The organism is Streptomyces chryseus, assembly GCF_014650755.1.
Lineage (GTDB): Bacteria > Actinomycetota > Actinomycetes > Streptomycetales > Streptomycetaceae > Streptomyces > Streptomyces chryseus.
In genome coordinates this window covers 69,793-96,222 of sequence record NZ_BMVO01000004.1, presented here as the reverse complement: position 1 = coordinate 96,222, position 26,430 = coordinate 69,793, and the positions used below count along the sequence as shown (strand labels likewise).

Annotated in this window: 20 protein-coding genes and 1 pseudogene; 14 read left to right on the top strand and 7 right to left on the bottom strand. The window is 72.0% G+C overall.

Translation table 11 applies throughout. From position 1 onward, the window contains the following. The first annotated feature begins 15 nt into the window (after positions 1–15). The 3 genes from IE185_RS09365 to IE185_RS09355 all read left to right on the top strand — a co-directional run bounded on the left by IE185_RS09365 (position 16) and on the right by IE185_RS09355 (position 3,682). On the top strand, positions 16–447 hold the full coding sequence (locus IE185_RS09365; protein WP_138899418.1) for a PPOX class F420-dependent oxidoreductase: 432 nt from the start codon (positions 16–18) through the stop codon (positions 445–447). A 329-nt stretch (positions 448–776) separates the two neighbouring features. Then, positions 777–2,609, top strand: coding sequence for a non-ribosomal peptide synthetase (locus tag IE185_RS09360; RefSeq protein ID WP_229843417.1), 1,833 nt, complete (start codon positions 777–779; stop codon positions 2,607–2,609). Continuing rightward, entirely contained in the window at positions 2,606–3,682 is a 1,077-nt protein-coding gene (locus tag IE185_RS09355; RefSeq protein ID WP_189714978.1) for a cytochrome P450, read from the top strand. The genes IE185_RS09360 and IE185_RS09355 overlap by 4 nt, the downstream gene beginning before the upstream one ends. Before the next feature lie 223 nt (positions 3,683–3,905). Here the strand turns inward: IE185_RS09355 and IE185_RS09350 are convergent, their stop codons facing one another. Continuing rightward, positions 3,906–4,286, bottom strand: coding sequence for a DUF4234 domain-containing protein (locus IE185_RS09350; RefSeq protein ID WP_138897021.1), 381 nt, complete (start codon positions 4,284–4,286; stop codon positions 3,906–3,908). A 518-nt stretch (positions 4,287–4,804) separates the two neighbouring features. On the opposite strand from IE185_RS09350, the gene IE185_RS09345 reads away from it, so the two are divergent. Then, complete coding sequence (locus tag IE185_RS09345; protein WP_138897020.1) at positions 4,805–5,596, top strand: DUF4232 domain-containing protein; 792 nt, start codon at positions 4,805–4,807, stop codon at positions 5,594–5,596. A gap of 150 nt (positions 5,597–5,746) precedes the next feature. Then, on the top strand, positions 5,747–7,162 hold the full coding sequence (locus IE185_RS09340) for a polysaccharide lyase 6 family protein (RefSeq protein WP_138897019.1): 1,416 nt from the start codon (positions 5,747–5,749) through the stop codon (positions 7,160–7,162). A 133-nt stretch (positions 7,163–7,295) separates the two neighbouring features. On the opposite strand, the gene IE185_RS09335 is transcribed toward IE185_RS09340, so the two are convergent. The 3 genes from IE185_RS09335 to IE185_RS09325 all read right to left on the bottom strand — a co-directional run bounded on the left by IE185_RS09335 (position 7,296) and on the right by IE185_RS09325 (position 8,914). Next, positions 7,296–8,021, bottom strand: a complete 726-nt coding sequence (locus tag IE185_RS09335; protein WP_138897018.1) for a DUF3376 domain-containing protein — start codon at positions 8,019–8,021, stop codon at positions 7,296–7,298. A gap of 81 nt (positions 8,022–8,102) precedes the next feature. Beyond that, complete coding sequence (locus IE185_RS09330) at positions 8,103–8,504, bottom strand: hypothetical protein (protein ID WP_138897017.1); 402 nt, start codon at positions 8,502–8,504, stop codon at positions 8,103–8,105. Beyond that, positions 8,501–8,914 (bottom strand): patatin-like phospholipase family protein, encoded by a 414-nt coding sequence (locus IE185_RS09325; RefSeq protein ID WP_138897016.1) that lies wholly within the window; start codon positions 8,912–8,914, stop codon positions 8,501–8,503. Before IE185_RS09325 ends, IE185_RS09330 begins: the two co-directional genes overlap by 4 nt. 338 nt (positions 8,915–9,252) lie before the next feature. Here IE185_RS09325 and IE185_RS09320 point away from each other — a divergent pair, with 338 nt between their 5' ends. Then, on the top strand, positions 9,253–11,340 hold the full coding sequence (locus tag IE185_RS09320; RefSeq protein ID WP_138897015.1) for a SpoIIE family protein phosphatase: 2,088 nt from the start codon (positions 9,253–9,255) through the stop codon (positions 11,338–11,340). Between the two features lie 64 nt (positions 11,341–11,404). On the opposite strand, the pseudogene IE185_RS09315 reads toward IE185_RS09320, so the two are convergent. Together IE185_RS09315 and IE185_RS09310 are read right to left on the bottom strand one after the other, a co-directional pair. Beyond that, positions 11,405–12,376 (bottom strand): annotated as a pseudogene (locus tag IE185_RS09315) (MFS transporter); the annotation flags it as partial. Between the two features lie 144 nt (positions 12,377–12,520). Further along, a complete protein-coding gene (locus IE185_RS09310) occupies positions 12,521–14,413 on the bottom strand; it encodes a CASTOR/POLLUX-related putative ion channel (protein WP_138898648.1) in 1,893 nt (630 codons plus the stop codon). 265 nt (positions 14,414–14,678) lie between these two features. On the opposite strand from IE185_RS09310, the gene IE185_RS09305 reads away from it, so the two are divergent. Beyond that, a complete protein-coding gene (locus IE185_RS09305) occupies positions 14,679–15,869 on the top strand; it encodes an MFS transporter (RefSeq protein ID WP_189714976.1) in 1,191 nt (396 codons plus the stop codon). 105 nt (positions 15,870–15,974) lie between these two features. Continuing rightward, positions 15,975–16,454: a hemerythrin domain-containing protein gene (locus IE185_RS09300; RefSeq protein WP_373303705.1), complete on the top strand. Its 480-nt coding sequence runs from the start codon at positions 15,975–15,977 to the stop codon at positions 16,452–16,454. Between the two features lie 85 nt (positions 16,455–16,539). Here the strand turns inward: IE185_RS09300 and IE185_RS09295 are convergent, their stop codons facing one another. Beyond that, on the bottom strand, positions 16,540–17,943 hold the full coding sequence (locus tag IE185_RS09295; protein WP_189714974.1) for a S1 family peptidase: 1,404 nt from the start codon (positions 17,941–17,943) through the stop codon (positions 16,540–16,542). A 201-nt stretch (positions 17,944–18,144) separates the two neighbouring features. On the opposite strand from IE185_RS09295, the gene IE185_RS09290 reads away from it, so the two are divergent. The 6 genes from IE185_RS09290 (at position 18,145) to IE185_RS09265 (ending at position 26,145) form a co-directional block, all read left to right on the top strand. Continuing rightward, complete coding sequence (locus tag IE185_RS09290; RefSeq protein WP_138896570.1) at positions 18,145–20,031, top strand: ABC transporter ATP-binding protein; 1,887 nt, start codon at positions 18,145–18,147, stop codon at positions 20,029–20,031. A gap of 154 nt (positions 20,032–20,185) precedes the next feature. Continuing rightward, positions 20,186–21,670, top strand: coding sequence for a peptidoglycan D,D-transpeptidase FtsI family protein (locus IE185_RS09285; RefSeq protein ID WP_138896569.1), 1,485 nt, complete (start codon positions 20,186–20,188; stop codon positions 21,668–21,670). 244 nt (positions 21,671–21,914) lie between these two features. Further along, complete coding sequence (locus IE185_RS09280) at positions 21,915–23,027, top strand: ROK family protein (RefSeq protein WP_211362573.1); 1,113 nt, start codon at positions 21,915–21,917, stop codon at positions 23,025–23,027. A 318-nt stretch (positions 23,028–23,345) separates the two neighbouring features. Continuing rightward, positions 23,346–23,555, top strand: a complete 210-nt coding sequence (locus tag IE185_RS09275) for a lasso RiPP family leader peptide-containing protein (protein WP_138896567.1) — start codon at positions 23,346–23,348, stop codon at positions 23,553–23,555. Then, on the top strand, positions 23,552–25,408 hold the full coding sequence (locus tag IE185_RS09270) for an albusnodin/ikarugamycin family macrolactam cyclase (RefSeq protein WP_170198336.1): 1,857 nt from the start codon (positions 23,552–23,554) through the stop codon (positions 25,406–25,408). Before IE185_RS09275 ends, IE185_RS09270 begins: the two co-directional genes overlap by 4 nt. Continuing rightward, complete coding sequence (locus tag IE185_RS09265; protein WP_189714972.1) at positions 25,405–26,145, top strand: lasso peptide biosynthesis B2 protein; 741 nt, start codon at positions 25,405–25,407, stop codon at positions 26,143–26,145. Before IE185_RS09270 ends, IE185_RS09265 begins: the two co-directional genes overlap by 4 nt. The last annotated feature ends 285 nt before the right edge of the window (positions 26,146–26,430 follow it).

Genomic DNA, 26,430 nt, shown 5'->3' with positions numbered 1-26,430 from the left:
GAGGTTGGGGCCGACATGGCAGACACGGATTTCGACCCGCACGCGCTGCTCGCGCGCAGCCGGCTCGGCGTACTCGCGACGATCAAGGCCGACGGCCGGCCCCAGCTTTCCCCGGTGTTGCCGGCTTACGACCGGGACGCCGGTGTCATCCGGGTGTCGACGACCGTGCGGACGGCCAAGGTGGCCAACCTGCGGCGCGACCCGCGCGCCGCGCTGGAGGTGACCGGCCCGGACGGCCGGGAGTGGGCCACCGCCGAGGGCACCGTCACGCTCGTCGGGCCGGGCACCGACCCGGACGGTCCCGAGGTGCAGGCGCTGGTGGACTACTACCGCATCGCCGCCGGGGAGCACCCGGACTGGGACGAGTACCGGTCGGTCATGGTGTCCGACCGACGCGTTCTGATCACCATGACGGTCGACAACGTGTACGGCGCCAACCTGCGGTGACGGTCGGCTCCTGCCGTGCGCCTGGCGTGGCTCCGCGTGCCGCCAGGCGCACACTCGCGCGCGCGGTGCGGTGCCCAGGCGCTGACACGCGTGCCGTGTCGAGTCGTGCAACGCCGGTGCGCGCGCCGGTTTCACGCCTGATGTCTGCCACCGACGCGCGCTCGGTCGAACAGGTGGAAAAGCGTTTCGTCATTCACTCGCCGGTGTGACCGGCCCCGGCGCGTGGTCGGGTCCCGTGCCGACCGGGGCAGGAAGGCGCCGGGGGGAAGTGCACGTGGGCGTCCCGGACCCGGGTCGATCTCGGCCTCCCGTACGACTCCGGTGGGACCGTGCGAGGCCGGACGACCGCTGCCCGGCTGCCCGCGCCCCGGGGCTTACCCGGCGGCCCCACCGACCGCGCCTACGTGATGTTCACCTCGGGATCGACCGGTCGGCCCAAACCGGTGGCCCTGCCGCACCGCGGCGTCGTCCGCCTCATCCTGTCCGAGCCGGACCTGCCCCCGCCCGGACCCGGCGACGTGGTCCTGCACGCGTACGGACTCTCGTCGGACGCCTCCACCATCGAGATCTGGGCCGGCCTGCTCACCGGTGCCCGGCTCGAACTCGTCGACCGCGAGGACCTGCTGTCCGGCCCCGGTCTCGAACAACGCCTCAAGCTGGGCGGGGTGACGGTCGCCTACCTGACCACCAGCGTCTTCCACCACATGGCGCGCTCCCGGCCACAGGCCCTCAGTGGCCTGCGCTTCCTGTCCGCGGGCGGTGAGGCGATGGACCCGGACCTGGCCCGCGTCGTCCAACGCGCCTGCCCCGCCACCACGGTGGTGAACTTCTACGGCCCCACCGAGAACTCCGTGGCCTCCACCTACCACCGGCTGACCCCCGCCGGCCGCCCCGCCGCCGTCCCGATCGGCCGCCCCCTCGGAGCCTCCACCTGCTACGTCTTGCGCCGGGACGGCACCGAGACGCCGGCGGGGGAGGAAGGCGAACTCGCCGTGGGCGGGGACGGGCTCGCGCTGGAGTACCTCGGCGACCCCGAACTCACCGCCCGCCGGTTCGTCCCGGGACCGTGCCCCTCGGGTGAGCGCCTGTACCGCACCGGCGACCGCGCCGTCCGGGACGCCGACGGAGTGCTGCACTGCCTGGGCCGTATGGACCGGCAGGTGAAACTGCGCGGCCACCGCATCGAACCGGACGAGATCGAAGCCAGACTGCGCACCCACCCCCGGGTCGGGGAAGCGGTCGTCGAACTCGACGCCGCAGGCGAGACACTCCTCGCCTGGGTCACCCCGCTCCGCCCCGGCGACACGCTGCCGCTGGACGAATTCAGGCAGTACTGCGCCCAGTGGCTGCCCGCCCAGGCCGTACCCCGCCTGATCGCGCCCGACCGCCTCCCGGTCACCGCGTCCGGCAAGGTCGACCGTCAGGCGCTGCTCAAGTCCGCCACAGCGCGGACGGTCCGGGCGGCCCCGACCGTACCCGCCGGCACGACGCCCGGGCGGCCGCTTCCCGGCGCGCACACCACCGCCGGCACGCCGGCCGCGACCACGGCGATCGAGGCGCTGCTCGCGGAGATCTGGTGTGTCGTGCTGCGTGTACGGCCCCATCCTGAGGACAGCTTCTTCCACCTCGGCGGCGACTCGCTCCTCGCCGCGGAAGCGGTCGCCCGGACCCTCGGCGCCCTCGATCTCGACGCCGAGCACAGCAGCGGACTCACCCGCTGCCTGCTCGACGACCCCACCTTCGCCGCCTTCACCGACGCCGGACGCACCGCCCATCAGGGCATCCCGGCTCCTCGCGGCACGGTGTCGGGGACCGACTTCGCACGGGAGGCCGAGCTGGGCTTCGCGTTTCCGCAGGCCACCGGACCCGCCCCCCGGCCCGACCGGCCCCGGCACGTGCTGCTCACCGGCGCCAGCGGCTTCGTCGGGGCGTTCCTGCTGGACCGGCTCGTGCACCACACCGACGCCGTGATCCACTGCCCCGTCCGCGCACGCTCCAGCACACACGCCCGGCGACGCGTGGAGGCCGCCTTCGACCGCTTCGGGCTGGACCCCGCACCCCGCGCGGATCGCTCCCCCACTACCCCTTCGGATTCAGCGGAGACGCCCTCGCACCGGCCCTCGAACGGTTCCTGCTCCAGGCGCCCGTCACCCGGGTCGTGACCAACGCCGGCGACCCCGGATGGCTGGTCACCGGGTACGCCCTGGCGCGTGAGGCGCTCAAGGACCCGCGCCTGAGCCGCAGCGCCGTCAGCGACCCGGCCATGCCCCAGGAGGAGAACGGAGCGCCGCCCCTGGCCGTCGTGGGCACCATGACGATGCTCCGGCGGGCGGGACTGCGCGACGAAGTGATCCGGGGCTTGAGTCCGCGCCAGCCGTACGTGTCCCTGGACCGCGTAAGGGCTGTCGCCGACGACCTCCTCGACGCCATGATCCGGCGGGGCGACTGCGGCGACCTGGTCGAGGACTTCGCGCTGCCCTGGGCCGCACGCGTGACCGGCGAGCTGCTGGGGCTGCCGGAGGAGGCGGTCGCCGAACTCGGCGGCTGGTTCGGGCTGATGGCCGTCGGACCGCTCGCCGACGCACACCTGCCCACCGCGTGGCCGCAGTCCCTCGCCGTGTTCCAGACATGGATGAACGACCTGAAACCGCCGGGCCTCCTGCCCCACCTGGTGCGGCTCAACGAGCGTTCCTCCCGCCCGCTCGCCCCCGACGAACTCACGGGGATCGCCCACATGCTGGCCTTCTCCGGCCTCGCCAACCCCTCGGCGTTCCTCGCGGCCTGCTGCTTGGCCCTCGCCCGGGACCCGGCCCTCGCGCAGCGCCTGCGGACCAGCCCCGACCTGGTGCCGCGCATGGTCGCCGAGATGTACCGGTGGGCGCCGCTGCTCGGTGACTCCATCACACGCATCGCCCTCGAAGACGTCACCCTCGGCCACGTCCGCGTGCGCGCCGGGGAACTCGTGATGATCTCCAGGGACGCCGCCAACCGCGACCCGGCGGTCTACCCCGAGCCGGAACGCCTCGACATCGACCGCAACGCCGCGCCCCATCTCCGCTTCGGGCAGGGAAAGCACTACTGCCCGGGAGCCGCCCTCAACCAGGCGCAGACCGAGGCCGCGCTGCACGCCGTGCTCGCCAGGATGCCGGACCTGCGGCTGGCACCGGGCGCCGCGATCGCCTGGCGCGAGCACCACGCGGTCCTGATGCCGGTCGGCGTCCCGGCCCAGTGGTGACCACTGCCCGCCGACCGGGCGGCCGGCGCCCGATGTGCCGGCGGCCCCTGTGCGTTCATCTCGCCGGGAGGACCGGCGGAGTTGTTCCGCCGGCTCGACCGGCTGAGCGAGGAGTTCGGCCCCGAGGAACCGGAGCGGGAGTCGCAGGGGCACTGGGTGCCTGAACGCGGGAAGGGGGCGGGGAGAGCGCGTCGCTCTCCCCGCCCCCTTCCCTGGCGGTGCATCAGGCGCGGTCGGCCCACACCGTGTTGAGCTTGCTCTGGTAGTAGAGCGGGGTCAGACCGAAGACGAAGGCGAGCAGCAGGCCGACACCGCCGGAGCAGTCGGCCGTCACGCCGGCGGCGCGCTGCGCCTGGGCGATGCGGGAGCCGGTCTTCACGATGGAGACGAACGGCGGGACGATCAGGAACGAGCCGAGCGTGAGGGCTACGACCGCCATGCCGGGGTTGACCTCGATGGTCGGGTCGATCGCCTTCACCTGCTTGTTGACCTTGTAGTACCAGACGAGCCAGTAGATGCCGAAGGTCACCAGGGTGAGCAGCCAGGTGACAACCGGGCTGGCAGGAGCGCCGGCGGGCGCGGACGTGCGGACGTCGGTGGACATCAAATTCCCCACTTGCTTGCTGTGCTTCCTGCCGCCCGTTCTGGCTGAGCCACCCCACGGGGGGCAGGGAGTGATGAGTGTGTCGCCTCACGTGGCAGCTGATGCAGCTGTTTCGAGCGAGGCTTACGGAGCGTACGGGCTCCGCGCATACCAAAGATGAGCGTGGGCATTACAAGTTCATTACAACGCGCAAATCGGGGGGATGCGGTCCGGAAGACATGTCCGCGTGACGACTTCGCGCGGTCGTGACGCCAGTGGCGGAACAAGGCCGCACACGCGAGGAGATGAGACCGGAGCTGCCGGACCCTCCGAGGGCCGAGCAGGTCCGGGCCCGGGGCGAACTGGCCGCGCACACCCGGGACTCTGGCTCGCGGCGATCGCAAGGGAGCGTCAGCGGTACGTCAGTGGTACGTCAGCGGAACGGCAGCGCGGGAACCGAAGCTGTGAGCAGACCAGGTGCCCGCATCTGGCGTCGACCACAGCAACCGCACCGACCGCATCATCACGGGGAGCACCACATGCGTACCTTCATCCACCGTCCTGCCACACTCGCCGCGTCCGCCGTGGCCGCCCTCGGCCTGACGCTCACCGCGTGCGGCGCAGGTGACAGCACGAAGGACCACGGTGCCGCCGAGTCCGTCTCGGTCGACACGTCCGCCGGCGGCAGTGATGGGGGGAAGGAGGACGCGGCCACCGGAGGCGAGGCCGCTGCCGGCACCGGCACGTCCGGTTCGGGCACCTCCGGCACGGGGACTTCCGGTTCGAGCGCGTCCGGCTCCACCGGCTCCGCCACGCAGGCCGGTTCCCGGCACAAGGCGCGGGGCAAGGCCAAGGCCGGTTCCCGGCACAAGGCCAGGACCAAGGGCGCCGCCAAAGCCCCGGCCTGCGCCGTCGACGACGTGAGGATCTCCGCGGCCAAGCAGGACGGCGTACCGACCACGCACCTCACGCTGACCGCCGTGAACGTCTCGGGCCACGCCTGCACGCTGCTCCAGTACCCGGTGATCGCGTTCGGCGACGTACCGCAGACCGCCAAGGACGTCCCGCCCGTGGCCAAGAGCAGGCCCGCCGCCCCCGTCGTGCTGAACGCCGGTGCGCCGGCGTACGCGGCCGTACGCGTCAACCAGGGCGGCGTCGACGACAACAACCGCGTCGTCACCTCCTTCTACGTCAACCTCTTCGCCGCCGACGGCCCGGCCGAAGGCAGCAAGACCGTCCCCGCGCCCAAGGGCGGCATCGCGGTTGACGACGCTGCCGCGAAGACCGGCTACTGGACGCACGAGCTGCGCGACGGCGCCGACGACTTCTAGAGCTGCGTACGCCTGCCCCGACCGGGCGGGTGTGCGTGCTCGCCAACCAACAGTCCCCGGGCCCGGTGTCCGGGACGCCGTACCCGCACACGGGCGTGTGCCGCTACGGCCGTCGGCACCGGGCCCCATCCGCTCCTCACAGGAGGCGCTGTGCAACGACGTACATTTCTCACCGGAACCCTGCTGGGCGCGGCGTTCGCCGCCGGGCTGCCGGCCGGCGCGTCGGCGGGCGAGGCGAGGGTCACTTCCCTGGACGGCCTCCAGGACGCGATCGACCGGGCGGCGCCGGGCGATCGGATCGTGCTCGCCAACGGCACGTACACCGTTCCGGCGGGAGGCGCCATCAGCGTCTTCGGCAAGAAGGGCAGCACCACCCAGCCGATCACCATCACGGCGGAAGCCCGCGGCGGCGCGGTGCTCCAGGGCGAGCGCGGCTTCGTGTTCGCCGAGTCGAGCGACATCACGGTCAGTGGCTTCTCCTTCCGGCAGCGCACCACCCTGGAGATCCCGGCGAGTTGCTCCCGCATCCGGCTGACCCGCAACGACTTCCGGTTCGCGGACATCAGCGGTCTCGACTGGGTCGTCGTGCGGGGCGACGACGCCAAGATCGACCGCAACCACTTCCACGAGAAGACGACCGAGGGCATCTTCGTGGTCGTCGACGGCCCCGGCTCGACCGCCGTCGCCCAGCGTCTGCACGTCTTCAAGAACCACTTCTCCGACCACCGCTTCGCCGGCGCCAACGGCGGCGAGCCGATCCGGCTCGGGGTCAGCAGCCGGGCACTGTCCAGCGCCCACGCGGTCGTGGAGTACAACCTGTTCGAGCGGTGCGACGGAGACCCCGAGACCATCTCGGTGAAGTCCTCCGACAACACGATCCGGTACAACACGATCCGCGACAGCCTCGGCGGCATCGTGCTGCGCCACGGCAACCGCTCCACGGTGGACGGCAATTACCTGCTCGGCGGTACCGACGGTCTGCGCCTGTACGGCAACGACCACCTCGTGGTCAACAACTACCTCGGCGGGCTGACCGGCCGGGCCCTGACGATCGGCAGCGGCACCGTCCGCGACCACCACGCGGGCGAGACGGCCGAGCAGAGGCGCGGCAACGACGCGTGCGACCGTGCGGTGATCGTGCACAACACCCTGGTCGGCAATGCCCGTACCCTGTCCGGCGAGACCCGCGACCACGAACCCCGGGACGTCGTCGTCGCCGACAACCTGCTCGTCGGCGACGCGGGCAGCCTCGTCGCGATGGGGAAGACCACCGGCTTCACCTGGCAGAGCAACATCCTGTGGGGGGCGGCGCCCAACGGCAACCTGCCCGCAGGCGGCTACGTCAGGACCGACCCCCGACTCCAGCAGAGGTCCGACGGCGTGTTCCGGCTCGCGGCCGGCAGCCCGGCGATCGGCGCGGCGACGTTCACCGGCGCGTCCGTGGCCGAGGACATCGACGGCCACGCGCGCGGCAGCGCCCGCGACATCGGCGCCGACGAGTACGGGACGCTCGCTCCCGTGCGCCGCCCCCTCACGGCGGCGGACGTGGGCCCGCACGCGTCCTGAGCGACCACCCGTGACGGACCGTCCGCTAGGTCGCGTACTGCGTCCACTCCGACCGGTCCGCCCCCGCCGTCCTCCGCGGCGGGGCGGACCCGCCAACGCCGCCGGTCGCTGTTCCTCGGCGACGTACCGCACGTCAGGACGCCACCAGCCACGTGATCAGTACGCTCGTGCCCACCAGGACCAACGCCGCCGCGACGGCGAGGCAGCCCACCGTGCGCTTGGCGGACGCCCACACGGCGGAAGGCAGCTGCCGAGGGTCCCCGGCGCGGGCCCTGCGCGCGTTCGCACGCAGATGGAACGTGACGGCGCGCAACAGCTTCGTCCTGAGACGGGGCTGCGGCTCGGAGGGGACCGTGCCGGCGAAGACCGTGCGACCGACGTTCACGGTGGTGCGCCAGACGCGCTTCACCCGGCCGTCGTCCTTGCCCGGAGGGGGCGTGGCCGAGAGCAGCCGCAGTACCGCCTCCACCAGGCGGCGCATGCTCCCCTGGCCGTCGTCGGACCGGGCGACACGGTTCAGGATGTCGCTGTCCGACTTCTTCAGATGGGCGAGCTGGCGTTTCGTCCATCGCAGTGCCCTGGCCTTCTCCTCGGCTTCCCCGTCCGCCTCCCCGCCCTCGGCGGGGGCCTCCGCTCGGAGAATGGCCCAGTGGAGCCGCTCCTCGAGGCTCTCCCGTTGCTCCGACGTCAGCCGGTTGAAGAGGGACAGCAGGTGGTGGGCGGCGTCGAGGCGCCCCCAGACGAAGTCGGACCTGCGCCACTGGGCGTCGAAGAAGGCCCCGAAGTGCTTGAGACGCAGACCGTAGAGCTTGCGGTCGCCCAGCTCGGCGAAGCTGTCCACGTTGAACAGCGGCCCCATGGCGTCGTGCCCAGCATCGCGGGCACGTCGAGGTCCTCGTACAGCTCGTCCAGCAGCGTCGCCAGTGTCTCGTTGCTGTCGTCACCCGCCGTTCCGACCCGGGTCTGCAACTGCTCGTCGAGTGCCTCGCTGATCGGTAGACGCGTACGCGCCGGATGGGACTGTCCACCACCCCCCCCGGCCGGTGATGGCCTCCTGCACCGGCTCGAACGGGGCGCTGTTGAGCACGCCCCCGCCCATCACGCAATTCGCCGGGAAGCCGGCGGAAGCCCGGGCCGCCAGGGCCAGTACGTCCGTGCAGGCCGCGGAGAAGTCGTCGGGCTCCTCCGAGGTGAACTCCCACCTGGTGTCGTCCCGCTGTTCGTAGCCGAACCGGGTCCCGTAGCGGAACCGGTAGAGCCGGCGGTGGTCCGCGATGTCGAAGGGGTTGCCGAAACTGTCGCTGTGGGGAAGGTCGCGGCCGTCCAGAGCGGTCGCGGTCACGAACAGGTCGACGGGCGTGCGTCGGACCGCTCGATCGCGTTGATGGCCTCCAGCGCGTCGCGCGTGAACACCTCACCGTTGAAGACACTCGTCCTCGACGGCGCTTCGAGCAGCCGGTCCAGCGCGGCGGACCTCCCACGTGTCACGCGCGGCGACGGCAGGTCCCTGCCCCGCGCGATCGCCGTCGCGAGCAGCATCCCGTTCAGCCCGCCGGCGGACGTCCCCGATACGACGTCGATGGTCACCTGGGCACCGGCCGCGGCGAGCACCTCGCCCCGGATCTCCTGGACGGGGTCGTCCTCCCGCTGTTCTTCCCCGGCCCGCGGGCGGGGATGCCCGGCCCGTTGGGACGCGCGACACAGCCGATCGAGCTCGTGGGTCACTCCGCCCATCCAGACGGCGAGGCTCACCCCCACCGTTCATGACCAGGGCCAGGCGGATCTCGTGGCGCGCGTGCGGTGCGGACTTGTCTGTCGTCATGGTGCGAGCCTGGCCAGACTTCGGCCCCGCACCGGTTCCGCGAGCCGTGTGCCACCGCGTTTCCCCCCGATGGCTCCACCGGGGGTACGACGTTTCAGCCGCGCCCCCGCATGTGCCGCCCGGCGTGGCGCTGCGCCGGCGGCCCGGCGCAGGGCCCTCGTCGCGAAGTGGCGGGTGCCCGCGGGGGACCCTAGATTTGTGATGACCGGCCGCGGGTGAGCCGCGAGCGCGCCCTCAAGGGGGCCGCGGCGGTGGAAGGGGGCGTCTCGTGCCATCGGACCGCCCGGGGGGCGAGCGGACGCACGGTCCCTTCCGGTCCGAGCCGGGGACGTTGCTCGAACACGTTTCCGTGGCCGTCTTCGGCATCGACGACGACGGTCTGGTGTGCCACTGGGGGCCCGGCGCACGGGACCTGTTCGGATACGAACCCGCCGCCGTCCTGTCGAAGCCGGGCGCCCTCCTGTTCGCCGACGAGTCGGGCGGCGTCTCCGCGTCGTGCGAGCGGATGCTGGAGCGCGGCCGGGCCGAGGGGTACTGGCGGGCCGGACTGACGGCGCGGCACCGCGACGGTACGGCCTTCGCGTGCGGCTTCCGGGTCTTCCCGGTCGCCGGGGCCGGAGCCGGTTCGGTGGTGATGGGGCTGGCGAGCCGCAGTGACGAGCTCGACCGTGTGAAGACCAACCTCGCCTTCCTCGACGCGCTCTTCGAGACCTGCCCCATCGGCCTGGTCATGCTCGATCCGGAGCTGCGCTACGTCCACCTCAACCAGGCGCTCGCCGACATGGACGGCCTGCCCATCGAGGCGCACCTCGGACGGCGTACCGACGAGGTCATGATCACGTCCGACGCGGGCGCGTACGCCCGGATGCTCCGCGCCGTCGCCGGGGGCGGGCGGCCCGTCGTGGGGGCGCTGGTCGGTCTGCGCACCGCGGGGCATCCGGACCGCGACCAGGTGCGGTCGGTGAGCTTCTTCCCGCTGAGCCAGGCGGCCGGTACGCGGCCCGGGGTGGGCGGCCTGATGGTGGACGTGACCGACCGGGAGCAGGCCATCCTGGAAGCCACCGCGGGGCGCAGGCGGCTCGCCCTGCTCGACCGGGCGGCCTCCCGGATCGGCACCACCCTCGACGTGGGCCGCACGGCGCGGGAACTGGTCGACACGGCGATGCCCGACTTCTGTGACGGCGTGGTCGTGGAGGTCGTCGAGTGGAGGGACGAGACCGAGCGGATCGACCCGGACCTGCCGCTGGTCACCCGGCGCATCGCCTCGGGCACCGTCCTGCCGCCCCCGGCGCCGGAGCTCGTGGGCGGGGTGGACACGGTGACCTACCCCGCCGGCTCCGTCATCCACGACATGCTGCGCACGGGCCGCCCCATCTCGGCCGACGTGGACGCGGAGTTCGTGGCCAGGACCGTTCCCCTGGAGTCGCGTGCCCGGCTGCTGGCCGAGAGCGGACTGGCCTGCATCGTCATCGCCCCGCTCATCGCCAGGGACACGGTCCAGGGCATCGCCATGTTCGGCCGGTCCGCCGCCCGGCCGGCCTTCACCCAGGACGATCTGAGCCTCGCCGGTGAGCTCGCCTCACGCGCCGCGATCTGCCTGGACAACGCACGCCTCTACAGCCGGGTGACGGACATCGCGCTCACGCTCCAGCGCGCCCTGCTCCCCAGCGCGCTGGCGACCAGCCCGTACGTGGAGGCGGCCCACCGGTACGTACCCGGCAGCAAGATCACAGAGGTCGGGGGCGACTGGTACGACGTGATCGACCTGCCCGGCGGCCTGGTCGCCCTCGTCGTGGGAGACGTCATGGGGCACGGCGTCCCGGCCGCCGCGTCCATGGGCCGGCTCCGGATCACCACCAAGGCGCTGGCCCGCTACGCCCCCGAACCGGACCAGCTGCTGACCCGGCTCGACGAGTGCGCCCACGAGGCCGGCATCGAGCTGGCGACGTGCCTGTGCCTGGTGTACGACCCGGAGACCGGCCGCGCCCGCGTCGCCTGCGCCGGTCACCCGCCGCCCCTCCTGCTCCACCCGGACGGCAGGGTCGAGACCATCGACGGCAATGTGGGCGTCCCGCTCGGCGTCGGCGGCTTCCCGTACACGGCGATCGAGGTCGAACTCCCCGAGGACGCCGTCCTGGCCCTGTACACCGACGGCCTCGTCGAGGCACGCGGCCGGGACATCGAAGCCGGCCTGGACGCCCTGCGCGCCGAACTGGGGCGTGCCCCCGAACCGCTGGAAGCGATCGCGGACCGGATCCTCGCGACCCTCCTGCCCGACCCGCCCGCCGACGACACGGTCCTGCTGCTCGCCCGCGTCCGTCGCGTCCCGCCGGGCGAACGGCCGGACGCGGGCTGACGTCCGGGGTTCGCCCCCGGCCAGGGCGGTCCTTCAGGTGAAGGTGCCGGGGGAGGGTGGCGGGCCGGGTGTCCGGGTTACCGGAGACCGCTTCCGCGATGTCACGGGGCCGCGTCCCGCGAGGCGTCCTCGGGGACGCCCCTGGAACGGAGGGTTTCCCCCACCCGTTCGGTCGTGACGTGGGCCAGAACCGTGCCGAACACGGCCAGGCCCACACTCGCCGCGAAGTTGCGGACGGTCTGCGTGATGCCGGTGACCTCGCCGTACGAGGCGCCGATGGACCGGTTGACGGCATCGGTGGAGGCGGGCGCCAGCAGGAGCCCGATGCCCGCGCCCGCCATCGCGGCATACGGCCACTGGTCGTGCATCGAGAGGTCCGTCATCTTGTGCGCCCAGAGCGCGAACCCCGCGGCGCCCAGCGCCGTGCCGATCTTCATGGCCGGACGGGCCCCGCGCCTGTCAAGGATCCGCCCGCCCCACTGGGACGCCAGACCGAACCCGATGAAGAAGTAGAGGAGGAACAGCGCGGCCTGGTCGGGCGACGCGCTCAGCGACACCTGGGCGTACACCGAGGCGAAGAAGAAGACCGGGACGAAGGCCGTCATCGCGAAGAACAGCACGAGGGTGTCCGCCGTGAACGCCTTGTCACGGAACACCCGCAGCTGGACCAGGGGGTGGCGCACCGTGAGCTCGTACCGGCAGAACAGGGCCAGGACGAGCAGCCCGCCGACAACACAGCCCCAGGTGGCGGGGCTGCTCCACCCCCAGGCCGACGCCTGTTGCAGGCCGAGCACGCTCAGCCCCATGCCGGCGGGCCGACAGCGGTGAGGGCTCCGGACAGCCCGAAGAGCAGAGCGAGGGCCCGGCCGCGCCTGTCCACCGGGAAGACCGCGATGACCACGGCGAGGGAGAGCAGGTAGGCGTTGACCACCCATTGCATGCCGGACGACGACAGGGACAGCTCGTCGACGATGCTGGGCGCGGCGATGCTCACAATGGTCTGGTCGATGAACGTCATCGACACGGCGAACAGCATCGCCGCGAGCGCCAGGGACACTGATTCGCCGTCCCGGCACGCTCCGGACCTGGGGTTCTCCTGATGCCGGTCATACCGGGAATCTGATCCGCCGTCCCCCGGCGCGCACCCGGAGCGCGGCGGGGACCGGGCCCGCCGCGCCGGTCATCGCGCCAGTACGATCACCCGGTCTCCGGCGGCGAACCGCACCCGCTGGTGCTTGTCCGGGTTGATCCGTACGCCGTAGTCGGGGCCGATTGCCGACCGGGCCTGCACCCGGTATCCGATGGCGCACTCCTGCCGGCGACGAGCGGACGCGACGACCGTGGCGAACGTGACGTGGCGGCCGGGCAGCACGTACTGCCCGGCGGCTCTGAGGTAGATCTCGTGTCCCTCGGCGTTGAACAGCTCGTCGAAGACGTCGGCCAGGTGGCGGCTTTCCGAGATCTGTGTCATCAGCTGGCTGATGAGCCGGCTGCTCACGATGAAGTCGGCGCCCTCCCGGACGGGCGCGAGCAGCCGGTTGCGGTCGTCGGACAGTTCCGTGGTGAGGGAGAGTTCCCGGCGCGCGGCCTCCTCGACGGCCCTCAGGTGCAGCAGTGCGACCAGCGTCCTGTCGTCCGCCTCCGCCTCCGCCTCCGTACCCGGGCCCTTGTCGCCGATGACGATCACGCTGTCGTACGACGGCACGTCCAGCGCGGCCAGGGTCCGCGGGTCGGTGATGTCACCGCGGTGCACGGTGACTTCGAGGTGCCGCCTCGCTCCCGCGAGGTCGTACGCGCCGCGCATGGTCGGGCCGTCGCCGAGCGCCACGACGTCCAGGGTCGTTCCCGGGCTCACGTACTGGTCCAGTTGGTCGACGATCAGCGCCGCTCGGCGGTTCCAGCCCAGGAGCAGCAGGCGCTCGGGACGGGCCGCCGTGGAGCCGGCCGGGACGATCGCGTCCTCGTCGACGGCCGGCGGGGTGTCCGCGACCGTGGCGGTGTCGTCGTCCCGGGAGATGACGACGATCCGGTCGGTGGCACCGATGAGGGTGCCGGGGTCCGGGTTGAGAGCGACGGTGCCCTGGTCACTCAGGAGACCGACCACCGAGGACGCGGTGAACGACAGGAGCGCCTCGCCGAACGTAAGGCCGGTGAGCGCGGGAGCGGCGACGGTGTAGAACTCGTCGCCGTCGAAGTCGAGCAGTTCCTGGTACACGAGGGAGAGGCCGGGCCGGCGGGAGGTCTGGACGAGCAGCCGGGCGACGATGTCGTCGATGTTCAGCACGTGTCCGCCGGGCGGGGCGGCCAGTGTGGCCGCGACATGGTTGCCGGCCTCGCGGACCGCCGCGACCACCACGGCGCCGCCCGCGGCGGAGGCGGGGGAGTTGAGCGCGAGCAGGGTCTTCACCACGCGGGAGTCACCGTCGTCCCCGCTCGGCGGGAGGATCAGCACGGCCTTCGCCGTCCACGGGCTGACCCTGGCCAGGTCGGCGGGGTCGGTGGTGCGGCCGTTTCGGCAGATGATCCGGGTGGAGCCGGTGCGCGGCAGGTGGGTGGAGATCTCTTCCTCCATCTCCACCTTGTCCCTGGGGGCGAGGACGGCGATGGCCGCCCCGCGCTGGTTGGCGTTGGCCGCCACCAGTTCCGTGACCACGGGGAAGATCTGGTCGCCCCATCCCAGTACGACGGTGTGCCCCTCCTCCATGACGGTGGAGTGCCCCAGCCGCAGCGCCATGATCCGTTGGTTGATCCCCGTCGTGATCAGGCTGACCAGCGTCGACACGAACAGCAGGGCGACCAGCGCGAGCGACACCGACGCCAGCACGTAGACCGGCGAACCGACCGCGCCGCCGATCTTCAGCGTCTGCCCCACGCTCGCCCACACGGCGGCGAGCCGGCCGGAGAGAGTGGCGGGCGGATGGCGGTCCGCCCACACCAGCACCACGCTGGCCGGGATGACGACGAGCAGGCAGACCAGGGCGAGCCAGCCGATCAGGGCTGCGGTGCCGCGCGCCACCAGGTTGTCGAACCGGTACCGCATACGCTGCCGGCGGGAAGCCGCCTCCGGCGCCATGCGAGCCCCCCAGGGTAAGCCGACGTGCCGCCCCGGTGTCGGCCCTGCCGTCGGCCCAAGCTAGTGCGCCGGACCCGTCCGCAGGCCCGGAGATCGTCGCCCTCACTCCTCCGTATGAACGATCGCCCACGCTTCCTCAGCGGGCCGGCCACGCGGTGGCACGTCCGGTGGCCCGCACACGGGGGGACGCACGCGGCGGGCGCCCGGCGGCGCGCCGGGCACCTTGCGGCCGTACCGGGGCGCGGGCGGGGCTTACCTTCGGGACATGGACGAAGAGCGCCGAGGGTGGCGCCGGTGCGTGCTCGGCGGGGCGGTGTTCGCCGTGTGCATGGCCGGCACCACGCTGCCGACCCCCCTCTACGGCCTCTACCAGCAGAAGTTCGGGTTCTCCGAGCTGACGGTGACCGTCGTCTACGCCGTCTACGCCTTCGGGGTCATCGGCGTGCTACTGCTCGCGGGCAACGCCTCGGACACCGTGGGCAGGCGACCGGTGCTGCTGGCCGGCCTGGCCTTCGCGGCGGCGAGCGCCGCCTGTTTCCTGTGCGCCACCGGGCTGGAATGGCTGTACGTGGGGCGGCTGCTGTCGGGTCTGTCCGCCGGCCTGTTCACCGGGGCCGCCTCGGCGTACGTGATGGAGTCGGCGCCGTACCGGGGCGCCTCCCGCGCCACCTTCGTGGCGACGGCCGCCAACATGGGCGGGCTGGGCTGCGGCCCGCTGCTCGCCGGCGTCCTCGCGCAGTACGCCCCCTGGCCGCTGCACCTGCCGTTCGTCGTGCACCTCGCCCTGGTGGCGGTCTCGGCCGCCGTCCTGCTGCGGCTTCCGGAGACCGTACGCGAGCGGCGACCGCTGAGCGCCGTACGGCCCCAGCGGCCGGGCCTGCCCGCCGAGGTGCGGGCGGTGTTCGTGCCGGCGGCCATCGCCTCGTTCGTGGGGTTCGCCCTGTTCGGGGTGTTCACGTCGGTCAGTCCGGCGTTCCTCGCGCAGTCCCTGCACGTGACCGACCACGCCGTGAGCGGGCTCGTCGTCGCGCTGGCCTTCTTCGCCTCGGTCGGCGGGCAGCTGGCGGTGGACCGGGTCGGGACGGGCCGGTCGCTGCCGCTGGGCTGCGCGGGACTCTTCGCCGGGCTGGCGCTGCTGGCGGGGGCGTTGTACTGGGACCTGCTGGCGCTGGTCGTGCTGAGCGCCGTGGTGGGCGGGGCCGGTCAGGGCCTGGCGTTCCGGGGGGCGCTGTCGGCGGTGGCCGGGGCGTCGCCCGCCGACGGGCGCGCGGCGGTGATCTCGACCCTGTTCGTGGTGGCGTACACGGGGATCTCCGTACCGGTGATCGGTGTCGGCGTACTGGCGGACCCGGTCGGTCTGGAAGGCGCCGGGCTGGTGTTCATCGCCTGCATGGCCGTCCTGGTCTCCACCGCGGCCCTCTACCTGCTCCGGCGGCCGGTCCCCGCGAAGGTGTGAGCGGGTACGGACGCGGGAGGCGCGCGGAGCCCTGGGTGACGTGCCGATTGCGGGGAAGGGGATGGGTCTACGTACTCGCACAACCCAGGAGGCGACGTGACCGACGTGGTAGAGCTGATCACCCAGGACCACCGGCGGATGGAGGACCTCTTCCGCGCGATGCGCAGCGTGGAGGAGGACCGGGCCGCCGCGCTCAGGGAGTTCGCGGACCTGCTGATCGCACACGGTGAGGCCGAGGAGGCCGAGGTCTACCCCGCCCTGCGTCGATACCGGAAGGTCGACAACGAAGAGGTCGACCACGGCGAGGAGGAACACACCGAGGGCAACAAGGCTCTGGCGGCGCTGCTGGAGGTCTCAGAGGTGGGGTCGGAGGACTGGGACGAGAAGCTGGAGGAGCTGTCCGAGGCCATCACCCACCATCTGGACGAGGAGGAACGCACGCTCCTCAACCACGCCAGGGAGCTCGTCGCGGACGAGCGGCGGGCGGAGCTGGGAGAGGCGTTCGCCCGCGAACGGGAGCGGCTGCTCAAGGAGGGGTGCGGAAGCCTGGAGAACGTCCGCAAGGTCATCGCGGCCTCCGCATGACGCCGCTGCCGGGGGCGCCGGGCTGTCCGCCGCGACGCCCCCGGGCGTCGCGGCGGACCGTACCTGACCTGGGCTGACGCTTCCCTCAGTTGTGCGCGCCGCCGTCGTCGCCGGCCGCTTCGCCCTGCGCGTCGCCGCCGGCCTCGCCGGCTCCGCCCGCGCCGGTGTCGTCCGCGCCGCCCTGGTTGCCGGCGTCCGGACCGGCGTCGGCACCGGCGTTCGCACCGGCGTTGGCCTGCGCGCCGCCGTTGTCTTCCGCGACGCCGCCGCCGTCCTGCGCACCGGCACCGTCGTCGGCACCCGCGTCGCCCCCGGCTCCGCCGTTCTCCTGGGCCCCGTTCGCGCCGTTGTCGTCGCCGGCGCCGTCGCCCGAGCCGTCACCGATCCGGGCGCCGACCGCTGCGAGCGCCGTGGTGACCGGCTGGAAGAACGTCTCGCCGCCCGCCGTGCAGTCCCCGCTGCCGCCGGACGTGAGCCCGATCGCGCTGCCGTCGGCGGTGAAGAGCGCGCCACCGCTGTCACCGGGCTCGGCGCAGACGTTGGTCTGGACGAGGCCCGTCACCGTGCCCTCCGGGTAGTTCACCGTGGCGTCGAGGCCGGTGACCTGGCCGTCACTGAGGCCCGTCGTACTGCCCATCCGGATGACGTCCTGACCCACCGCCGCGTCGGCGGCCCGGGCGATCGCCACCGTCTGCCCGTCGCCGGTGTCGACCTCGCTCGGGGCCTCGGTGGCGGGGTCGTCGTACGTCACGAGCGCGAAGTCGCCCGCGCCGGGGAACACCGCTTCCTGGACGGTGCCGACCGGCGCGCCACCGGCCTCCTCCGACCACTGTTCGGCCGCCACACCGCAGTGCCCGGCGGTCAGGAATCCGGGACTGCCGTCCTGCGTCGTCACGTTGAATCCGAGTGAGCAGCGCGCGCCGCCGCCGAAAATGGCGTCGCCGCCTTCGAGGAACGTCTTGAACTCGCCCTCGGACTTCTGGATCCGCGCCATGCCGGGGCCGAGGTCCTTCACCGCCGCTTCGAGCCTGTCCCAGCGCTCACCGGTGACCGTTCGGTCGGCCGTGACGAGGACCTGGTTGTTTCTCGGGTCGATGGCCCACGACGTGCCCGCAACGGTGGCCTCGCGGGACAGCGTGCTCTTGGCAGCGCTCAGCTCACTCGCGCTGTTGTCGACGCTCCGCGGCACCGCGCCGGCCTTCTTGACCTGGACGTCGATGGCGTTGTTGTCGCCCACGACGTTCACGACGAGCTGCTGCTTGCCGGCGTCGTAGTACGCGCCGCCGTAGGACTCGCCGAGCTGCTCGCCGAGTTGCTGGAGCAGCTCCGCCGCGGAGGCCGCGCTCATCTTCCGGGGGGCCGACGCGTCGGACCGGGCCCCTTCCTGCCCGGCGTAGGCCTGCGGAAGCAGGACGGCGGCCGCGGCAATGCCGACCGCCCCCGCTCCCGCCAGAACGGCCTTTCGCTTGGTTATTCGCCTGTGACTCAACTCGCCGCCTCCTGTAGGGGTACGGAGCCGGTTGCCGATGGGCACCCGGGGGACGCGTCCGCCTCTTGATACGCACGGGACGCGTGTTGTTCTCATCGCGCGTGCGCACTTCTGCGCGGACGGTCCGTCACCACCGCGTACGGGGGAGCCCGAGAGGACCGAATTGACCTCAAGTCCGCTTGAGGTCCTAGCGTCATGCCCATGGACATGGAAGTCACCGCTTGGACATCGCTGCACAACGCGATCAACGCCAGTCAGGACCGCAGGCCCGTCTCCCGGACCACCCTGCGCCGCATCGGCCGGTTCGCCCGGCCGCATCACCGGCAGCTGTACCGCTTCCTGCTGCTCAGCGTGGTGACCGCCCTCCTCGCGGTGGCCACGCCGGTGCTCGCCGGAAGCGTCGTCGACGCGATCGTCCGAGGCCGCGAGGAGACGACGGTCACCCGGCTCGCCCTGCTCATCGCGGTCATCGCCGTCGCGGAGGCTGGGCTGGGCCTGCTGACCCGCCGGCTGTCGGCCACCCTCGGGGAGGGGCTGATCCTCGACCTCCGCACGGCGGTCTTCGACCACGTCCAGCGGATGCCCGTCGCCTTCTTCACCCGTACCAGGACCGGTGCGCTCGTCAGCCGTCTCAACAACGACGTCATCGGCGCCCAGCGCGCCTTCAGCAACACCCTCTCCGGCGTGGTGTCCAACCTCGTCACCCTGCTGCTGACCCTCGCCGTCATGCTCAGCATCTCCTGGCAGATCACCCTGCTGGCCCTCGCGCTGCTGCCGGTGTTCGTCGTGCCCGCCCGCCGGATGGGCGTGCGCATGGCGACGCTCCAGCGCGAGGCAGCCCACCACAACGCGGCCATGGGGACCCAGATGACCGAACGTTTCTCCGCCCCCGGCGCGACCCTCGTCAAGCTCTTCGGCCGTCCGGCCGACGAGTCCGCCGAATTCGCCGCCCGCGCCCGCCGCGTGCGCGACATCGGCATCCGTACCGCCATGGCGCAGTCCACGTTCATCACCGCGCTCACCCTGGTCTCCGCACTGGCGCTGGCCCTCGTCTACGGACTCGGCGGCTTCTACGCCCTGCGCGGCAGCCTCGACCCCGGAGCCGTCGTCGCTCTCGCGCTGCTCCTCACCCGGCTCTACGCCCCGCTCACCGCGCTCGCCGGCGCGCGCGTCGAGGTGATGAGCGCCCTGGTGAGCTTCGAGCGGGTCTTCGAGATCCTGGACCTGCGCCCGCTGATCGCCGAGAAGCCGGACGCCCGGCGGGTGCCGGACGGGCCGGTGTCGGTGGAGTTCGACCGGGTCTCGTTCGGCTACCCGTCCGCCGACAAGGTCTCCCTCGCTTCTCTGGAGGACGTCGCGACGCTCGACTCGCGCGGCGGCACCCAGGTCCTGCACGAGATCTCGTTCCGGGCCGAACCCGGCCACATGGTGGCCCTCGTCGGTTCCTCCGGCGCCGGAAAGTCCACGATCGCGCAGCTCCTGCCGCGGTTGTACGACGCCGACTCGGGATCCGTACGGCTGAACGGCGTCGACGTACGCGACCTGAGCGCCGACTCGGTCCGCGAGACCCTCGGCATGGTGACCCAGGACGGGCACCTCTTCCACGAATCCGTACGCGCCAACCTGCTCCTCGCCCGGCCCGACGCCACCGAGGACGACATCTGGGACGCCCTGCGCCGCTCCCGTCTGGACGGCCTCGTGGCCTCCCTGCCCGACGGCCTGGACACGATCGTCGGCGAACGCGGCTACCGGCTCTCCGGCGGCGAGCGGCAACGCCTCACCATCGCCCGCCTGCTGCTGGCGCGCCAGCGCGTCGTCATCCTCGACGAGGCGACCGCCCACCTCGACTCCACGTCGGAGGCCGCCGTGCAGGAGGCCCTGGCCGAGGCGCTGGAGGGACGTACCGCCGTGGTGATCGCCCACCGCCTGTCGACCGTACGGGCCGCCGACCTGATCCTGGTCGTCGAGGACGGCCGGATCGTCGAACGCGGGACGCACACCGAGCTGCTGGCGGCGGGGGGCCGCTACGAGGAGCTGCACCGCACCCAGTTCGAACGCCCGGGCCTGGAGGACGCGCGGGCGAAGTAGGCCCCACCCGGGCGGCGCGCGGCGGTCCAACGGCCCGGCGTGACCAAGCCGACCCGGCCGGTGGGCAACCGAGGACCCCTCCACACCGTCCCTACGGGGACGGATCTTGTCGGGCACGCATGCGGTGGAGCGGCGTGGAGGGGTGGGGCAGCGAATGAACAGGCCGCTGAGGCACGTGGCGATCTTCTGTGGGCTGCTGATACTGGCCCTGCTCCTGCGGATCAACTGGGTGCAGTTCGTCCAGGGGGAAACGCTCGCCAACCACGAGAACAACCGGCGGGTGCAGATAGCGCAGTTCGCCGAACCGCGTGGGGACATCATCGTCGCGGGGCGGCCGGTGACCGGCTCGAAGGAAGTCGCCGGCCAGGACTTCACGTACAAGCGGACCTTCACGGACGGGCCGATGTACGCCCCGGTCACCGGCTTCGCCTCGCAGGCCCGAGGGATGTCGCTGCTGGAGAAGACGTACGACTCGATCCTGAGCGGACAGGACGACCGGTTCGCGTTCAAGCGGGCCCGGAGCGTCCTGACCGGGGAGCCGCTGCGCGGAGGGTCCGTCGTCACCACCATCGACCCCAAGGCGCAGAAGGCCGCCTACAAAGGGCTGACGGATCTCGGGGCCAGGGGCGCGGTCGTCGCCCTCGAGCCGAGCACCGGCAAGGTGCTCGCCCTGGCGTCGGCGCCTTCGTACGACCCGTCCGTGTTCGCCGGGATGACGTTCAAGGAGAGCAAGAGGTTCGAGGCGCTCCTCGCCGACAAGAGCAAGCCGCTGGCGAACCGGGCGCTGCGCGAGACGTTCCCGCCCGGCTCCACCTTCAAGATCCTCACGGCGGCCGCGGCGCTGGAGCACGGCGTGGTCACCGACGTCGACGCGGCGTCCGGGGCCCCGTCCCCGTACCCCCTGCCGCTCTCCACCTCCAAGATCGGCAGCGAGGCCGGCGACGCGGTGTGCGCCAAGGCCTCGCTGAAGACCGCCATGCAGTTCTCCTGCAACAACGTCTTCCTCGACGCCGCGTCCCGGATCGGCCCGGACAAGATGCGGGAGACGGCGGAGAAGTTCGGCTTCAACGCGGATGTCTACTCGGAGGACTTCGGCGACATGCTGGCGTACAAGAGCCTCTACCCCGACCGGCTCGACAAGCCGGGGACCGCGCTGACCGGAATGGGGCAGGGCAGCCTGACGAGCACGCCCCTGCAGATGGCGATGGTGACGGCCGCCATCGCCAACGACGGCAAGCTGATGCAGCCGTACATCGTCGACAAGCTGGTCGACCCCGAACTCTCGCCGGTCGAGGAGCACGAGCCGAAGCTCAAGAGCCGGGCGGTCTCCGAGGACACCGCGAGGAGTGTGCGGGAGATGATGGAGTTCACCGCGCGCGAGGGCAGCGCGAAGGGGGCCCTGATCGACGGGATCACCGTCGGCGGGAAGACCGGAACGGCGCAGCGCGGCGTCGACGTCGAGGACGAGGTGCCGTACGGCTGGTTCGTCTCGTACGGGAAGAACGCCGACGGAGCCTCCGTGGCGGTGGCCGTCTTCATCGACCCGACCGACATGGACATCTCACGCGCCGACATCTCCGGCGGCAAGCTCGGCTCCCCGATCGCCAGGGAGGTCATGCGGGCCGTCCTCGTCAAGTGAACGGGGTGCGGGCCCGAATGCGGGGCCTCACGGGCAACGGCTTCCCCGCGCATCTCACGACTGTGGCGGAATTATTGACTCCTATTCATTTGAAAACACCCCTCGTTCAATTTGAAGATCACCATGCTAATGTCGGAGGACTGATTCGCTGAATTGCGGGGGTCCGATGCTCCAGTTACGTGATCGCCTGAGCGCGGCCCGGGGAACCAAAGCGATCAACTTCAAGCATGTCCTGCTCTCCGTCATGATTAAGAGCGACAGTCAGGCCGGTCTGGCCCGGCGCACCGGACTTGCCCAGTCCACCGTTTCGAACATCGTCCGCGAGTTGCAGACGGCCAAGGTCTTCGTTTCGGAGCCCGGGCGCGGGACGAGAGTCTGCCTCGCCCCGACGCGCAATGTCGCGGTCGGCGTCCACCTCGGCTTCAACCAGGCGACCGTCGTGGCCCGGCGGGTCGACCGCCCCGTCACCGAGACGCACTGGGAGCACGTGGGCAGCGGTGCGAACCGGGGGCTGGGCGAGATCATGCCCTCCCTGAAGCAGGCCGTTCGGGAGGCGGTCGCCAGGACCGGCCGCGAACTGGAGGACGTCGTGTCCCTCGGGGTGGCGGTCCCGAGGATGGTCGACCCCCGGACCGGCACGTTCCGTACGCCCGTCCTGCCCCCGTGGAGCGAGGGGGACGCGCCGTCGGACGACCTGGGGCAGTGGCTGCGTGTCCAGGGCGCGCTCGACAACGACGCCAACCTCGGCGCGCTGGCGGAGCAGACGTACGGCACGGACGGCCACTGCGAGATCGTCGTCTACGTCAAGGGCTCCACCGGCATCGGCGCCGGTCTCGTCATCAGCAGCAACCCCATTCGCGGCCACGGAATGGCCGGCGAGATCGGGCATCTCGTGCTCGACCCGGACGGCATGGTCTGCCGGTGCGGCGGCCGTGGCTGTCTGGAGACGATCATCGGTGCCGACGCGCTCGTCCGTCAGGCCCGCGAGGCACTGGCCGGCAGCGTGGCCGACGTGCCGTACTCCCTCGCCTCCCTGATCGAGCGGGCCCAGTCGGGCGACGCGGTGTGCGAGCGGGTGGTGCGGGACGCCGGGCGTGTGCTCGGCCAGGCCCTCGCGCTGGTCTGCAACCTCCTGAATCCGGACCTGATCGTCCTGGGCGGGCAGCTCGCCGCCGCGCAGAACCTGGTCCTGGAGCCCTGCCGGGAGTCCCTGGCACGCTTCGGGCTGCGGGGTGCGGTCGGTCCGCACAGCGAATTCGCCCTGAAGCTGAGTGCGATGAATCCGCTGTCGGAGGCGCAAGGGGCACTGGTGCTCGGTCTGACCTCCTTGCGGAGGACGGACGTGGACAAGGACTGAGCGGGAATTGAAGCTCGGCTCCTGTTCCGCACGGCGTGCACCGACGAGCTGAACTCCCCGCCCGTACCGTCGGCTGACGGCTCTGCGAATTGGCGACGAGGGACTTCGCGCGGGCAGAACGCTCTTCACTGAGAGGCGCCCCTCCGCTGGTCGGACACCTGCCGGCGCGCGTGGACAACGGCCGCTCGCGCCTGCCATGGTGGCCCACGCCAGGGGTGCGAAAACCCGGTGTGCGGCTAAAGTCGAATAGCAGACTCTGTCCAAACGTGTTCGTTCATGCAATTGCATGCGCCTTTTGAGTCAACATCAGGTGGATATATGACCTTGCTGAGAAAATACGCCCACCGGTCGGCGGTCCGGCCCTCTGTTTCCGATACGGGTGCCCAGGAACACGGCGCGGCGGCGGATCCCGACCGCGACGACTCCTACTCCCCGCCGGTGCTGGTCGACCTCGGTCACGTACGGGAGGTGACCCTAGGAAGCTCCAGCAGTGGCACCGCCGACGCCAACTCCCACTACTACTGGTGATCGACGTGACCGCGGCCGACCACAGCACCGACCGGCGGCTCCACCCGGGCTTCACCGGGTGCTTCCCACTCCCCGCGGGCCCATCCGCTCCTCTCCTGCGGGTGACCGGTCACTGGCGGGAAGGCGAACTGCGCAGCCACCGGTGCGCGGGCGGCACTGTCATCACCGTCGGGCAGTGTCTCGCCGGGGAGCGGCAGTTCGCGGCGGACGCCGAGCGGGCGCTCGCCACGGACCGGCTCACCACCCTGACCCGCTGGGCGGGCAGTTACCTCTGCGTCGTCGTACGCCCCGGCGACCTCACGGCGTTCGTCGACCTGGCCGGGCAGTACCCGCTGTACTACCGGCGGCGCTCCGGCCGCACCTGGATCGGTTCGCGGCCGATGGACACGGCGGTCGCGGCCGGCGGCGGTTGCCGCCCGGACCCGCAGGTCCTGGCCGCGCAGATCTTCTGCCCCGGCGTACCCCTGCTGCCCGAGAGCCGGTCCGTGGTGGCCGGTGTCGAGCGGCTGGGCGGCGGACACGCCCTGCGCATCACCGCCGACGGCGAGGCCGTCCAGTGGGAGTACGAGACCCTCCGGCCCCGGGACGACGCGTCGGCGGCGACGGCGGCCGAGGCGCTCGGGGCGGCGCTCGACGAGTCCGTGGGGCTGCGCGCCGCGCGGGCGCGGACACTGACCGCGGACTTCAGCGGCGGACTCGATTCCACTTCGGTGGCGTTCCTGTCGTTGCGCCACCGGACCGACCCGCTGCCCGTTTTCACCTATCACCGGGCGGACACGTCCTGCGACGACCTGGAGTTCGCCCGCGGCTACGCGCGGCTCGACGAACGGCTCCGCCTCGAAGTGGTCACGGGGACGACCGCCGGCACCCTGCCCTACCAAGACCTGCACGACGGGGAATGCGACGGGGAACCCAACCCCGCGGCGGTGGGCGCGGCCCGTACACGGCTCCGCCTGGAGCGCATCGCCGCGCACGGCGGCGACCTCCACCTCGGCGGCGAGGGCGGCGACGCGCTCCTGAGCCCGCCGCCCTCCTACCTGGCGGGCCTCGCGCGGCCGGGCGGACTGCGCAGACTGTTCCGCGACGGGCACCAGCTGGCGCGAGCGCGCCACTCCTCGCCCCTCCACGTCGTCGGCAGGGCCGCCCACCTGGCGCGTACCCCCGTGGCAACCGCCCTGCGGCGGACGGCCGAACGGCTGGAATCACCGGGGGAGCGCGCCCCGCACTGGCTGGACACGCTGAGCTGGTGGGTGCCTCCGGGCCCCGAGGCGGCTTGGCTCACACCCTCCGCGCGCGGGGAACTCGCCGAACTGGCCCGTACGCGGGCCTCCGGGCGACGCGCGCGAGAGCGGCGGACGGACGGCCCGCCGGACCTCCGCACGACCCTCCACGAGCTGCGCGCGTCGGCCTCGGCGCAACGCCAACTGGCCCACCTGGCAGCCCCCTTCGGCATCTGGCCACAAGCCCCCTTCCTCGACAACGACGTCGTCCGGGCCTGCCTGCTGCTGCCGGCCCACCGCCGCAGCCGCCCACCGGCCCTCAAACCGCTGCTCGGCTCGGCGCTGGCGGGCGTCGTACCCGCCCCCGTGCTGGCCCGGCGGACGAAGGGCGACTACTCCGACGAGGACTACCAGGGAGCCCGGCGTGCCGCCGGGACGCTGCGGGACATCATCGGTACGTCCCGGCTTGCCGCCCTCGGTGTCATCGAGCCGCGCGCGGTCACGGCTTCACTGGACCGCGCCCTGATGGGGCTGCGCGCCCCCTTCCCCGCCCTGAACCGCTTCCTCGGCGTCGAGTTGTGGCTGAGGAACACGTCGTGGCCAGGCGACTCGCAGTATGGAGGCAGCTCGTGACCGAGCTCCGGATTCCCCCGCACGTCCACGCCGGCGAGGCGCCGCACGGCGGGACCGTGCTCTTCAACGCCCGTTCCGGGCAGTGGTACGCGATGAACGGCACCGCGCGCGACCTCTGGGAGGAGTGGCGCCGTACCGGTGACTTCGACACGGGCGTGCAGGCGGTCGCCGACCGCTTCCCCGGAGTGCGGTACGACCACGTACGGCTGGACGCCGAAAGGCTCGCCGGCGACCTGGCCGAACGCGGCCTCGTCGCCACCGAGAAGCACCGGGCCCCTGACGCGGGGGCGGGGCCGGACGCGGGGGAGGGGAGGGCGTACGGGCAGGCGGTCTGCGCGCCGCCGGCCGACGGCGTCCGGTGGCTCAGGACGGCCGGGTGGCTCGGGCTGTGCCTCGCGCTGGTGCTGTTGCGGCTCCCCTTCCGCGTTCCCGCGCAGGCCGTGGACGTACTGAAGCGGCCGCGGTCGCGCCTGCGTCCGGCCACGATGCACCAGGCCGAGGCGATGCTCGCGGTCGTCCGCCGGGTCGCGGACGGGTATCCCGGGCGGGCCGCCTGCCTGGAGCACTCGCTCGGCACGGTGCTGGGGCTCGCGCTCGCCGGGCTCGCGGCCGACTGGTGCCTGGGCAGCGCCGACGATCCGTACCGGTTCCACGCCTGGGTGGAGATCGACGGCGAGACCGTCACGCGTCACGAAGCCGACGACCGCGTCTCGTTCCGACGGGTTCTGGTGCTCTGAGCGCGCCGCGGCGGGCCCGGCTCTGCGGAATGAAGGCCCGAGCTGCTCCCCGGTTCCGCTCGTTGTTCAATTTCGGTGCGAGTTCCTGCGGATATCGCGCGGAAGCCGATCGTGAGCGCGCTCCCACGCCCTGTCGGCGGAGGCATGTATATGAAAGCTTCCTTCGAATTACCGACGCCGCGAGTCGCGGGAGCTGCTTACCGATCGGTTTCACACTAATTCCCGAGCGAGGGTTTCCCCGAAGTTTGTCGAGCGCTATGCTCGATGCGCGCACAACAAAGACTT